Below are 12,433 nucleotides of genomic sequence, written 5' to 3'. Positions count from 1 at the left end.
CCGTCACCCCTCCATTTTGGAATTCTTATCCTTGATCAATTCTATCAGAATTGCCGAAATTCCCTCATGTTTGTTGTGGCGGAATTCGTTGGGGTAAGGCATGTTGAACTCGTTCCTCAAAGCCTCCTCGTACTCAACCAGAGGGAAGGGACGCGGCTTGCGGCACACGGCCTTGACGGTTGCACGGGTGGTATCGCTGAGCTGTACGTCCTCGAAGTACCGGGACAGCAAGCCACGCAAGGACTCGGGTGTGTGGTAGCGGATGCGCTGCCACTTTCCGCGCACGAAGCGCATGTCCACGTTGTTGGAGTCGAGGAAGGACAGGCGGGTCGAATCGCGGCTGATGGAGTGGTCGGAGTTCTCGTACGCCATCTCCCGGTCGAGATTGCGTGTGCCGATGCACACCTGCCCGTCGGCCGCGCAGAGTGCATTCACCGTGAGCAACACCCAGTGCTGGTAGTCGAGCGACGTCGTGGCGTTGATGACCGAATCGAGGACGACCACCTCGTACAGACCCCGCTCGCGTAGCTCGCGTTCGATGCCTCGGATCTGGCCGACGATCGTGCGGATGTCGAGCGCGTACTTCCCCTTGATCGTCCGGTACGGCTCGTAGTCCTGCACCTGGTAGCCACTGGCCCGTAGATGCCGCGCGTAGTCCCCGTGACCGGCCCCGAAGTCCACGGCGCGATGCGATGTCGTCAGCCACGGCAGGACGAGGCGCTCCCACACCTCGGACTTGTAACGGACCTTGTCCGCCTTGGCTTTCGAGGAGTGCTCGCGTAGCCGGTTGGGCTGGACGATGTGCTGGTTCCATACCGGGGCTTGGTCTTCGAGACCGGTCCAGTCGTATACGCCGTACTCGCCGGTGAGGTCTTGGACGAGGTGGCCAGCGTCGAAGGACGCGACGGTCCAGGCGAGGACATCGAAGCGTTGGGTCTTGGCGACGGCCGCGTACTCGGCGTTGAGGACGATGCGGCCTTGGTCATCGATGACGACGGAGCCCCACGGACCGTGCGAGGCGGTCATGAAGCCGATCGCCTGCTGGAACGGCAGGTTCTTCGACTCCTCGATTTCGATGGTCTGCCACGGGATCCAGCACCACTGGCCGATCGGGCCAGGCTCGGCGTACACGACGGAGGATTCGGTCTCCACCCGGTTATGGAGAAGGTTGAACTTGATCTCGTCCTGCAGCCGCACCTTCTGCGGCAGGATCATCGCCGGCGTCGTGCCCTGCCCGATCGCCTTCAACCCCTTGGTCCTCTGGTGGCCCGCGACCAGCGTCCCATCCGCGTTGAGGATCACTGGCTTAACGACCCCGTGGCGACGCAGCGACCCCTGGAGGCGGACAAAAGCGTCCTCCGACAGACGCCGCGGGTTGTAGTCGGCGGGCCGCAACTTCGCCAGCGGATACGCAGGATCGAAGCGCACATCGAGGCTCCTCACGTCGTCGCACCTTCCTCGGCGCGGTGCTCCTCGTTGAGCACGTGCCAACCGAACCCCATGTCGGAGTCATGGGCGGCAACGAACCGCTTGTACAGGGCGTCCAGCAGCTCGACCTCAGCCTGAGTGATCCGCACCCGCGTGGACGACCATTGCAGGTAGCCCCACTGGAGATAGTCCACCGCCGCCGCTGCGCCTGTACCGGCACCGTCGCTCGGCAGCTCGATCGGAGCGGGCAGTTCCGTCTCGTCCAGGAGCTGGTCGAGCTGCTGCTGGTCGTAGCCGGTGCCCTGCAGATCCGGCAGATCCTGGAGGATGTCCACGAGCAGGGTGGTGTCGTATCCGGCGAGATCGCTGGTGCGGTTGTCGACGATGACGATCTTCGCCGCGGTGTCGTCATCAACGTCCAGCCACGTCACGGCGATTTCGGCCCAGCCGAGCTGCTTGGCGGCCTTGAAGGTGTGGTTGCCGGCCAGGATCTCGTTGGGGCGGCCAGTCAGCGAGCCGCGGTTGACGACGATCGGCCGGTATTGACCGTTGGTGGACAACGATTCGGTGATCGAGTCCAGATCACCCGTGCGCGGGTTGCGGTGGTAGGGGGCCAGCTCATCGACCGGGATGGCCAAGTCCGCGAGCGAGGCCGGTATGCGAGATGCGGTGGACACGAGGCTCCAGCCCCACGCCCACCTCTGAGCCTAGGTGATCAAGGAGCAGTGCAGATGATGTTGCAGGGTGGGCCGAGCAACTGCTCTCGCGACTGGGTGGGCTGTCGTGGGCAAAGTTGACGCCCACGTATATGGCTGCTCCAGCCTGTGCCGGAGACCTTCCACGCACCGAACACTCACTACGGTGTGGCGCCAACCGAGTGGGGGAGCAGCCCTTTGCAGGTTTCCTTATGTGTTGGTTTTGCGGGGCGTCGGGTTGAGACGCAGCCAAGCCGTCAGCGCGGCCTGTAGTTCGGCGACAGTCGTGTGATCAAGCGACTCCTCGACCCGGTCGACGTGAAGGCGAACCGTGTCCGCGCTCACCGTGTACCCCACGGCCGCCCGCTCAGGCGAGGTCACCACACCTCCGTGGGCAAGGGTGCGCAGGTGCGAGGCAACGAGCGGAGGCATCGCAGCTGTCGCCGTGCCGGCACGAGCTAACCGTTTGAAGTGCAACGGACGTACTGGTGAGCCGATCGCCGTGTAGAAGGCTCGGATCGCGTCTTCCAGACTGGTCTCCTCCGAACTGCCGGGGGCGATGCTCAGGAAATCCTGAATGAGTTCCGGGGCCGCTACCTCTCTGCCGTACCGCTCCGTCGGGATCACCTCGTCGAGGCTCAGTCGCACGGCGGCCGGCGCGATGAGCACCCGCCTGTACCCCTGTTTGATCTTTTTGGCGTACAGCTCGCGCAGCGAAGCGATGGAGCGGTGGGCAGGATTTGGAGTGGTGGGGCTATTTGGACGCTCGGTCCGGCCTGGCGAGCCATACACACCGTGATTGATGTGCACTCGGCCAGTCTCGGATGCTATGGCGGTCAGCTGACGCCCCGTCTCGTCCTTACCCAACCGGAACCCTACGACCACCGTCGGCATGAGCCGCTCCCTCTGTTCCTCGCCGGTGGTCACGAAGTCTAGAGAGACACGGAGGGCACGTCCGGCAGTTGCGAAGTAAGGCGCTTCCGGGAGGGACAGTGACGGCCGGCGGCACCGGCGCCCGCCCACTGCACCGGACCAGCGGCATGCGAGCCTGACGGTGTGCTTCGGTGGCAAGCTCCACTTCGCCGCACTCAAGCTGTGCCGGATCAGCCTGGAACGGGTGTAGTTCCCTTTGAGGGACCGTGATCATGCTGCGAGTTTGAGGGCGTCGCGGTAGCGGATCGTATGGACGCGTAGGTGCTCGCGCTGCAGGTGGTACTCCCAGTACGCCTCGAAGTCGCCGTTGCTCAGCACGGCACGCAGCTTGAGGACGGCCTCCGCGCCCTCCAGTCCCCAGCGGGCGCCGGTGATGTCCATCCGGTCCTTGACCAGGTGCCGGCAGGCGCCCTCGATCACGCCGGTGGCGATCGGCCAGCCCTCTTCCAGCGCGGTGTCGTAGCCCAGATACGGCAGCTTCGCCCGCAGGTAGCCGACCGCCTTGCCTACCCCGGCCCGCTTCGACTCGGGCAACTCTGCCTTGTGCGCCCGTTGTTCGAGCGCCACGGCGACCGCCTCCGCCTCGCCTTCCAGGATCCGGTGCGCCAGCTCGCTGACCCACCCCTCGGCATCCGGGTCGCCGGGCGCGTGGAAGCACCATGCCGCACCCCACAGATATTCGAGCACGTGGACGAAGTCGATGAGGATGTGCGCCTCCAGGCCGCGTGCATCGCACTGGGCGTGGATCAGATCGAGCTGGTGGCGGGCGCCGTCGACGAGCACCACCCACTCCCGTCGGCGTTCGGGATCACGCCGCTCGGCCTCGTCGAACACCGCCGTGATCACCTCGTCGGCGCCCGCGGCGACCGAGGCGGTCAGCCACTTCTCCCTCGCGGGCGGGCGTTTGGGGCGCGCGTGGCGGTCGGCGTCGGAGTGCGGGATGACCTCGCACGGCAGCCGGGGGCAGGCCCGCTGCTCGTAGACGGCGCCGACGGCGGCCATGCGCTTGCGCCCGTTCTTCTCCCCACCGGCCAGCCTCGTCTGGTACGGGCCGCCGCCGGAAGCGGCCTTCTTCGCGGCGGCCCGCCTGGTCTCCTCGCGCAGTGCCTCGGGGCGCATCACGATCCCCTTGCCGTCCGCGGACAGCACCACCAGCATCTCCTCGGAGCCGGAGCCGGAGCCGGAGCCGGAGCCGGAGCCGGAGCCGGAGCCGGAGCCGGAGCCGGAGCCGGAGCCGGAGCGGTTGGCGTAGAAGGCGTCGACGTCGGCCGCGGCCCGGCGGACCAGCTCGATCGTCTGCCGCTTGCCCACCCTCGCCCCGGTGGATCGGGCGAGCGCGGCCTGAGCCTGGTCGAACGAGCCGCGCGCCGCCTCGATCGCAGCCAGCTTCTTCAGGCCGTGAGAATGCCGCCCGACGGGAAGGTCCAGCTCGGCGTCGGCCGGATACAGGTTCGCAGCCCCCTTGGCCCGGTAGGCGATCCGCTCCACCTCCACTGTCCCGAACCGGGAGCCCAGCAGCCGTCTGTGCCCAGGCTCGGCGGATCGGCGCACCACCCCGTCGCCGCCGGCCACCTCCTCAAGGCGCTCCTCGTCCGCCGCACGCGCATCCAGCCATTCCTGCAGCATCAGCCGCTGCACCTCCCGGCCGCGCGTCGCGATGAACTCCTCGATCCCGGCGTGGTCGGCGGGACGGGAGGGGCCAAGGAGGTCGGCCAGCAGGGCCTCGAAGGCGGCGGACGCGGCGGGAAACACCCCGGTGATCTCCGAACGGTCATAGGCTGGCATCGGGCTCTTCCTCTGCTCGTGTCAGGCTTGTCACCAGCCACGACGGGGGAAGAGCCCGCTTGTTGTCTACGACTGCACCGGTGTGCGAACGCCGTCGGCCAGGGTGAACAGCCCGCGGTCCGGCTCATCGAGCCACCCGCGGCGCACCATGCGCTTCAGCCGCATGCGCAGCGTCTCGATGTGCCGGTGGTCGACGGTCTCCTCGACGGCCTCGCAGAGCTCCTTCGCCCGCAGTGGCCCGTTCGCGCCGGCCAGAAAGGCCAGCACCGGCCAGTCGCCTTCGGCGGGCACCTCGCCGGTCGCGGTGTTGACCACCGGCGGGGCCGGATCGGACGGATCGTCCGGATCCGGTTGCGCAGCACGCACCGGGTCGAACGCCCCTTCTTCGGCGTCGAGTTCGGCACGGAGCACGTCCAGGGTCCGACGGGTGATCACCAGGTGAGACAGCTCATCCTCGGCGCCCTCGATGCGCTCGTTCAGCGCGGCCAGCTCGGCGCGCAGTTCCTCCACGCGCTCCCGGACCGCCTCCTCGCGCTCCTTCAGCAACGTCAGCAACTCATCGTCCATCGTGCCTCCCGGCGATACCGCCGACGCCGACGCACCGGCCCCAACCCCCACACCACCTCAAGGACTTACCGGACTACCGGAAGGTGAAACCCCAGGTCACCCGCTCCCACAAGCCGAACCGCACCCATCAGGGACGGGCGTGTTCTTCGCGCAGTGGTCCAGGGCAAGCCGTTTGCGGTCGGCTACCGCAGGCGCTTGCGTTTGCGGTAGCCACGCATTCGGTCCCGGCACCCGCCACGTCCCGCTTACCGCGTGCCAGGGGGTGTGACCAGGAGGCCGCCGACGAAAGTGTGGGTGGGGTTGAGGTCGCGCAGGGTGTCGTCGGGGCAGTGGGCGGGGTCCCGGTCCCAGACGGTGAGGTCGGCGAGGCGGCCGGGGGTGAGGGTGCCGCGCAGGTTCTCCTCGCCGGTCAGCCGAGCGGCGTTGGTGGTGTGCAGGGTGAGGGCTTCGCCGTAGGTGATGGCGTGTTCGGGGCCCTTGATGCCGATGACGGTCTGCCGGGTGGTCATGCCCCAGACGGAGCGCATGGCACCGAACTGGCCGACGGGGAAGTCGGATCCGGCGCTGACCTGGGCGTCCAGGTCGACCCAGCTGCGGGCGGGGAAGAGTCGGGCGACGCGCTCCGGGCCCCAGAAGCCCTCCTCCACCTCGGCGGTGTCGTGCAGCAGCGGCTGCTGGATGGTGACGGGGATGCCCAACGCGACGGCGCGGGCCCGCTGTTCGGGGTCGGCCAGGCCCCCGTGCTCCATCACCAGCGTGTCGGCGGGCAGGCCGGGGTTGCGCTGAAGGACGCGTTCGTAGACGTTCAGGAGGATGCGGACCGCACGGTCGCCGTAGGCGTGGGTGCCGACCCGCCAGCCGCGCCGGACCACGGCCTCGACCGCCTCGACCAGCGCGTCGGGCTCCCAGGTCAGCGTTCCGGAGAAGGTGTGGTCGCAGGCGTACGGCTCTTCGGTGGCCCCGGCCTCCAGGCCGCCGTCGAGGCCGAACTTCACGCCCCACACCCGCAGCCACGGGTCGGAGCCGTAGCGCCACTCCTCCATGGTGTCGAGCAGGTCCTCCACCTGCGCCTTGCTGGTCAGGCCGAGCGCCGAGATCAGGGCTCGCACCCGGGTGCTCAGCGCACCGGCCTGGCGGGCGGCCAGGAGCACCCGGTAGTCCTCGGTGCTGACCGCGCAGTCGCGCACGGTGCCGATGCCGGTGGCGGCGTACTGGCCGCTGGCCAGGCGCAGTCCGTCGATGCGCTGGGACAGGTTCGGGGTGGGGAGGAGGCGCTGCACCAGGGGCAGGGCGTTGTCGATCAGTCGTCCGTTGAGGCGGCCGTCGGCGTCGCGGCCGATGACGCCGCCCGGCGGCACGGGGGTGTCCTCGGTGATGTCCGCCAGGCGCAGCGCGTAGGTGTTGACGACGTTGTTGTGGCCGCCGCGCCTGACCAGGACCGGGTGCCGGTCGGTGGCCCCGTCCAGTTCGGCCGCGGTGGGCAGGCGGCGCTCGGCCAGGTTGAGCTCCTGCCAGTTGGCGGTGGTGACGATCCACTCGCCCTCGGGCGTGGTCCTGGCCCGCTGCCGGATCAGGTCCAGGAACTCGCCGATGGTGCGGGCCTGGTGGACGGGAACGTCGTGCGCGCCGTGTGCGGCGTAGATCAGGTGGGTGTGGGTGTCGTCGAACGCGGGCAGCACCGTGGTGTGGGGCAAGTCGTGCACTATGGTGCGCGAACTCACCAGGCCGTCAAGGCCGTTCGGGTCCGTTGACACGGCGGCGATACGGTCGCCCCGCACCGCCAGCGCCCGCTGAGGGGCCTGTCCGGGCACCAGCGTGTGCACCGCACCGGCCCGGATCAGCAGATCGGCTCCGTGATCGGTCATCGTCTTCTCCCATCGCCGTCTCGACGCGGCCGTTCACCACGTCCACTGACAGGGACAGGTGTACAGCCGATCAACCGATCCACGGACATTGAGCGGCAGGAGAAACAGGAAAGACGCCACAGAGGCGCCATATGATGCAGATCATGCGCCAGACACTCGATGAGATCGACCGCCGGATCGCAGCCGCCCTCGTCGCCTCACCGCGCGCCTCCTGGCGCGAGTTGGCCCACTGCCTGGGCCTGTCGGAGCGCACCGTCGTACGCCGCGTCACACCCCTGTACGCCGACGGCACCCTGCGCGCCACGGCCGTCCGCAACCCGGCATACTTCCCGCACTTGATCCCCATCGCCCTGCGCATCCGCTGCCGCCCCAACAAGATCCATGAGGTCGCCCGCGCACTCGCCCGACGCACCGACACCGTCTGGGTCGACATCCTCGGCGGCGGCGACGAGATCTCCACGGTCTTCTTTCTCGCCGGCCCCGACGCCCGCAACACCCTCCTGCTGCGCGACCTGCCCGCCACCGACGCCGTCGGCTCCTGGGCCTCGCACACCCTGCTGCGGGTCTTCCCCACCGCGTTCCGTTGGACCGCCGGTCTCCTCTCCCCCGAGGAACTGGACCGGCTCACCCCAGACCCGGCACGACGAACGGCGCCACCCGCGCCCCTCGACATCGACAGCGCCCTGATCGCGGCGCTGGCCGAGGACGGCCGGGCCACCTACACGGACCTCGCCCGCCGCGCCGGCACCACCGCGCTCACCGCCCGCCGGCGGCTGGACACGCTCCTGCGCGGCCAGGTCCTGCGCCTGGCGACCGAGCTCGACCTGGCGCTGTTGGGCGCGCACGCCGAAGCCCTGCTGTGGATCGCCGTACGTCCCGGCGCCCTCCAGGAGACCGCGCAGACCCTCGGCGCCCACCCGCACGTCCGCTTCTGCGCCGCCACCACCGGCCCCGCCAACCTGCTCGTCGCTCTCGCCGCCGCGGACCTCGATTCCCTGTACGCCTTCCTCACCGACACGCTCGGCCCCCTCGACGGGGTCACCGCCGTCGACACCACCCCGCTGCTGGCGACCGTCAAACGCACGGGTCTGATCCGCCACTGACGAAGGCGACGACGTCCGCGCATGCGGCGTGAACTCTACGCCTGCCGAATATGTCATCCGCCCAGGTCAGGCAGCACGCCGGTACTCGTGGACCGCCCCGACCGGCCGAACCTGTTCACGCCCGGTCCGGCGTGACCGGCCGGGCCTCGTCGGGCGCGCTACGGCTTGTCGGGGTGGTCGGGCAGGAAGTCGTCGAGGAACTCTTCACCGGTGAGGGCGGCGTCGACCCGGGCGCGGATGTAGGCGCCGGTGACCGGGCAGTCCAGCGGGCGGTCGTTGGGACACTCCAGTAGGTGTTCCAGCACGGCGGCGGCCCGGGTGAGCCTGCGGATGCGTTGCAGCATGGCATCGCGCTGCTCGGCGATCAGGGCGCGCCGGTCCTCGACGTGTTCGCTCTCCACCACGGCGGTGGTGTCGGCGAGGGGCATCATGCCGTCGTCGTGCCACAGCTGGGCGTACGCGAGCTGCTCCAGGGCGGCGTGGTCGTAGTAGCGCACCCGCCCGCGCCGGGCGACGGGGCGGATCAGGCCGCGCTCCTCGTAGTAGCGCAGGGCGGGCACGGACAGGCCGAACGCCTTGGCCACCTCACTGATCGAGAACAGCCGCTCCATCAATCCTCCGGGCCGAGTTCCGGGAGTTGCGCTCAAGCGCACTTGAGCGTGAACGCTGAGGTCATCTTAACGTCCACGTCGAAGGGCAGGACCGTCCCATGCCGACCTCCTCCGCCGCCGGAACAACCGCACCACCCGCACCCTCCGACACCGCCCGCCAGATCCCCGCGGCGGGCGCTCTGCTTGTCGTCGGCTTCGTGCTGCTGAGCCTGAACACCCGGGTCGCGTTCGGGCAGATCGGGCCACTGGCCCCCATCGCCCACTTCGGCTCCGCCACGGTGACCGTGCTGGGCCTGCTCCCGCCGCTGTGCATGGGCCTGTTCGCACCGCTCGCCCCCATGGTGCGGCGCCGGCTCGGCGAGGAGCGCGGCCTGCTGTGGGCCAGCGTCATCCTGGTCGCCGGCGCGATCCTGCGCATGCTCGGGATGCCGGGCCTGTACGCCGGCACCATCGTCGTCAGCCTCGCCACCGCGGTCGTCAACGTGCTCGTACCGGTCTTCGTCCGGGCCCGCTTCTCCCACCGGCACGTCGGCACCATGATGGGCGTCTACGCGCTGTCGATGGGCGTCGGCTCGGCGATCGTCGCGGCCCTGGTCGCGCCCGTCGCCCAGGCATCCGGAGGGTCCTGGCAGCTCGCGATCGGCCTCGCCGTCGTGCCCGCCGTGCTCGCCGCGGCGGGAATCGCCCCGCAGGCCCGCGTCCACCGGCCCCGGCCCGCCACCCCGGCAACCGATGCGGCCACGCCGCGGCGGCACGTGGCCCGCACCGCGCTCGCGTGGAGCCTGACGGCCTTCTTCGGCATCCAGACTCTCGCGTTCTACACGGCACTCGCCTGGCTGCCGTCCGCCCTCATCGCCGCCGGCACCAGCCGGACGGCCGCCGGCACCTGCCAGGCGGTCCTGATCCTCGGCGTGGCCGCAGGCGGCTTCCTCGCCCCCGTCCTCGCCGCACCCCGCAACGACCAGCGCCCGCACATCCTGGGCACCGCCCTGGTCAGCGCCGCCGGGTTCGCCGGACTGCTGCTCGCCCCGAACGGACCCTCGGCACTGTGGGCTGCCGTCCTCGGCATCGGCCTGGGCGCCGGACAGGCCCTCCCGGGCGTGCTCTACGCCCGCCGGGGCACCGACCACGACCACGTCGCCGCCCTGTCGACCATGGCCCAGACCTGCGGCTACCTCATCGCCGCCACCGGCCCCGCCCTCGCCGCCGGCCTCCACAGCGCAACCGGCTCCTGGACCATCCCACTCGCGGCAGTCACTGCAGCCCTGCTGCTCGGCGCCGCACTGAGCATGCGAGCAGGCCACGACCCCCGCTGACCAACGCGACCGGCGTCCTCAACCAGACGAACCCAACTACCGCCACGCTGAGCAGTCCGCCGAGGGCCACCGTGGTGGCGAGGCCGGGATGGGCATGGGGTTCGAACTGGTCGTGCGCCGAGGTTCTCGACCGGCACTTCCCGTCGCAGGATCTGGCCTGACAGGACCTGGTCTGAGGACCCCGGCCCATCGGCCCCGGGGTCCTCACTTCGGTGGCGCCGTCCCGGGACAGGCCGTCGGGGAGGACAAGCCCTGCGCCGGCGCCCGCTGGTCACCCGCCGGAGCCGAAGCCGTCCTGAAACTGCAGGCCCTGATCAGCAATGGCAACTTCGCCCCCTACTTCGCCTGGCACCTCAAGCAGGAACACCGTCGTGTCCACCAAGCCCGCTACCGGGACAGACTCCGGCTCGCAGCCTGAGGCACCACTCACTCAGGACGAACTGCACCCGCCTGGAACTCCCGGTCGGGCCCGTTTTGCGCGTCGCATTACAGCCCCACCCCGCCGCACCGTACGGCCGGACTGAACGTCCCTTGCTCGCAAGGCCATGCCCGTTCTACCCACCGACTCGTCCGAGCCGCAGGTCTCGGTGGAGGAACCACGCCGTAACTGCGACGACCGTGCCGCATAGCGTGGGCACGAGCAACCACGGGAGGCTCATCCACACGGCCGACAGACCCACGACGGCGCAGGTGGCCCCGGTGACGATGAACAACCACTTGCCGTACGGGCGCCAAGTGAAGAATCCGGGGTCACGCGGCCTCGCCAGGTGCATCGCACCGAACATCAGCGCCAACACAGCCAGCAGCCCCGCGAACGTGCCGACGGCGGCTGCCATCTGGGGTTCGTCGCGAGGCGCGTCGGCGGAACTCTGCCGGAAGTCCCCCTCGGCGACCACCACGACAACGCCGTGCCACACGGTACCGGTGACTCGGTCCCCCCGCTGAAGCCCGCTCAGCACCGGCCCCGGGTCGCCGAACGGCACGACCATCCTCGGGAAGGGGGCCGGGCCGCGCAGGGTCGCTCGCATGTCCTTGGCGGTATTCCGGGTGCCCTCGACGGTGAAGTCGACCTCCCGCAGGCAGTCCTCCGACCTCGGTATCACCCTGCGGGCGGGGCACACCTCGGCCGCCTTGTAATCCCGGTACAGGGCGCGATCCGTGGGCAGCCAGGTGGTGAAGACGAAAGAGCAGGTCAGCGCGGAGGCCAGGGACAGAACGATCAGCGCCGCACCCACCAGGCGGTTCCGGCCGGCCCTCGGCAGGGGCAGCGGCGGTTCGTCCGCCCCCCGGACGGTGCCGATTCTCGTCGTGGTCATCGCCTTGTCCCCCCGCCGTTTCCCACCGAAAGGACACCAGTCTCTTCCAGCCTTGATCACCCAGGCAAGGAGATCGACCGGAAGCCGGAGGCCACTGGTCCTTGCCGCATCCAGACAGTGTGATCCTCAGAAACGCTTGGCCGCCCGGCGCTGCGCTGCTCGTCGCACGCGCAACTGGCCAACTGGGATCTGTCCGGCGGCTCTTCGCGGATCCGCGGCGCCCGGCACCGCACCTCGCTGCGTTGCCGGAGTCGCCCGAGTACATCCAGTACCAGGGCGATCCCCCCCTGCGATCTACGGCACCGAACATTGCGGCCTGATCCACGAAGATTCACCAGACAGGTCCCAGCCAGGTGTGGTGTCCGCTGGACCAGAGCGGTGCCGGGCAACCCTTGCGGGCGGTCGAACGTCATCGACGATGACATGCGTCAACGTGTTCGCCACCGGCACGAGGCGCGTGCCGCACCGTCACCGCCGGTTGGAGACCCGACCCCACAAGGAGCCCGCCGTGTTCCCTCCCCCATCCCTGCGCCGGTGGGCCCCGGGCCTGGCCGCGGCCGGTGCGCTCCTCCTGTCGGCGGCGCCGGGAGCAGCCGCGGCCAGAGGTCCTCACCTGTCGTATACCGGCGCTGGGCCCGGGGTCAGGATCGAGGTGAACGGGCCGGTCGCGTTCAACGTCGCCGGGATGCCCGCCGGAACGGACGAGGTGACCGTCACTTCGCCGGCCCTCGTCGCACCTATTCCGCTTACCCCGCTGGAAAAAGGGTCCGTTCAGTTCGTCCAGACCGACGCGCCGGGAACCCGGCACCGCATC

At 69.5% G+C, this 12,433-nt stretch carries 10 protein-coding genes; 2 read left to right on the top strand and 8 right to left on the bottom strand.

What is annotated here, in order from left to right; genetic code table 11:
• Positions 1 to 3: 3 nt before the first annotated feature.
• The 6 genes from ACO1BR_RS24630 to ACO1BR_RS24605 all read right to left on the bottom strand — a co-directional run bounded on the left by ACO1BR_RS24630 (position 4) and on the right by ACO1BR_RS24605 (position 7,273).
• A complete protein-coding gene (locus ACO1BR_RS24630; RefSeq protein ID WP_426797272.1) occupies positions 4 to 1,443 on the bottom strand; it encodes a ParB N-terminal domain-containing protein in 1,440 nt (479 codons plus the stop codon).
• Positions 1,440 to 2,105, bottom strand: coding sequence for a ParB/RepB/Spo0J family partition protein (locus ACO1BR_RS24625; RefSeq protein ID WP_426797271.1), 666 nt, complete (start codon positions 2,103 to 2,105; stop codon positions 1,440 to 1,442). The genes ACO1BR_RS24630 and ACO1BR_RS24625 overlap by 4 nt, the downstream gene beginning before the upstream one ends.
• Positions 2,106 to 2,333: 228 nt before the next feature.
• Positions 2,334 to 2,933 (bottom strand): hypothetical protein, encoded by a 600-nt coding sequence (locus ACO1BR_RS24620; RefSeq protein WP_426797270.1) that lies wholly within the window; start codon positions 2,931 to 2,933, stop codon positions 2,334 to 2,336.
• Positions 2,934 to 3,266: 333 nt separating this feature from the next.
• On the bottom strand, positions 3,267 to 4,841 hold the full coding sequence (locus ACO1BR_RS24615; protein WP_426797269.1) for an ISKra4 family transposase: 1,575 nt from the start codon (positions 4,839 to 4,841) through the stop codon (positions 3,267 to 3,269).
• Positions 4,842 to 4,907: 66 nt separating this feature from the next.
• Entirely contained in the window at positions 4,908 to 5,408 is a 501-nt protein-coding gene (locus ACO1BR_RS24610; RefSeq protein ID WP_426797268.1) for a hypothetical protein, read from the bottom strand.
• Positions 5,409 to 5,653: 245 nt separating this feature from the next.
• Positions 5,654 to 7,273, bottom strand: coding sequence for an amidohydrolase (locus ACO1BR_RS24605; protein ID WP_426797267.1), 1,620 nt, complete (start codon positions 7,271 to 7,273; stop codon positions 5,654 to 5,656).
• Positions 7,274 to 7,416: 143 nt separating this feature from the next.
• Between ACO1BR_RS24605 and ACO1BR_RS24600 the strand changes: the two genes are divergently transcribed.
• Positions 7,417 to 8,376: an Lrp/AsnC family transcriptional regulator gene (locus ACO1BR_RS24600; protein WP_426797266.1), complete on the top strand. Its 960-nt coding sequence runs from the start codon at positions 7,417 to 7,419 to the stop codon at positions 8,374 to 8,376.
• Between the two features lie 158 nt (positions 8,377 to 8,534).
• On the opposite strand, the gene ACO1BR_RS24595 is transcribed toward ACO1BR_RS24600, so the two are convergent.
• Entirely contained in the window at positions 8,535 to 8,987 is a 453-nt protein-coding gene (locus tag ACO1BR_RS24595; protein ID WP_426797265.1) for a MerR family transcriptional regulator, read from the bottom strand.
• Between the two features lie 98 nt (positions 8,988 to 9,085).
• Here ACO1BR_RS24595 and ACO1BR_RS24590 point away from each other — a divergent pair, with 98 nt between their 5' ends.
• Positions 9,086 to 10,303, top strand: a complete 1,218-nt coding sequence (locus tag ACO1BR_RS24590; protein ID WP_426797264.1) for an MFS transporter — start codon at positions 9,086 to 9,088, stop codon at positions 10,301 to 10,303.
• A gap of 554 nt (positions 10,304 to 10,857) precedes the next feature.
• Here the strand turns inward: ACO1BR_RS24590 and ACO1BR_RS24585 are convergent.
• Positions 10,858 to 11,619, bottom strand: a complete 762-nt coding sequence (locus ACO1BR_RS24585) for a hypothetical protein (RefSeq protein ID WP_426797263.1) — start codon at positions 11,617 to 11,619, stop codon at positions 10,858 to 10,860.
• Positions 11,620 to 12,433: the final 814 nt, after the last annotated feature.

Source organism: Streptomyces sp. YGL11-2 (assembly GCF_050054615.1).
Lineage (GTDB): Bacteria > Actinomycetota > Actinomycetes > Streptomycetales > Streptomycetaceae > Streptomyces.
The sequence above is the reverse complement of the archived record's forward strand: the minus strand, read 5'-3'. Positions and strand labels throughout refer to the sequence as shown.

Coding starts and splice junctions, on each gene's coding strand:
- ACO1BR_RS24615 (WP_426797269.1), bottom strand. CDS start 4,841: ATGCCAGCCTATGACCGTTCGGAGATCACCGGGGTGTTTCCCGCCGCG.
- ACO1BR_RS24610 (WP_426797268.1), bottom strand. CDS start 5,408: ATGGACGATGAGTTGCTGACGTTGCTGAAGGAGCGCGAGGAGGCGGTC.
- ACO1BR_RS24605 (WP_426797267.1), bottom strand. CDS start 7,273: ATGACCGATCACGGAGCCGATCTGCTGATCCGGGCCGGTGCGGTGCAC.
- ACO1BR_RS24600 (WP_426797266.1), top strand. CDS start 7,417: ATGCGCCAGACACTCGATGAGATCGACCGCCGGATCGCAGCCGCCCTC.
- ACO1BR_RS24595 (WP_426797265.1), bottom strand. CDS start 8,987: ATGGAGCGGCTGTTCTCGATCAGTGAGGTGGCCAAGGCGTTCGGCCTG.
- ACO1BR_RS24590 (WP_426797264.1), top strand. CDS start 9,086: ATGCCGACCTCCTCCGCCGCCGGAACAACCGCACCACCCGCACCCTCC.
- ACO1BR_RS24585 (WP_426797263.1), bottom strand. CDS start 11,619: ATGACCACGACGAGAATCGGCACCGTCCGGGGGGCGGACGAACCGCCG.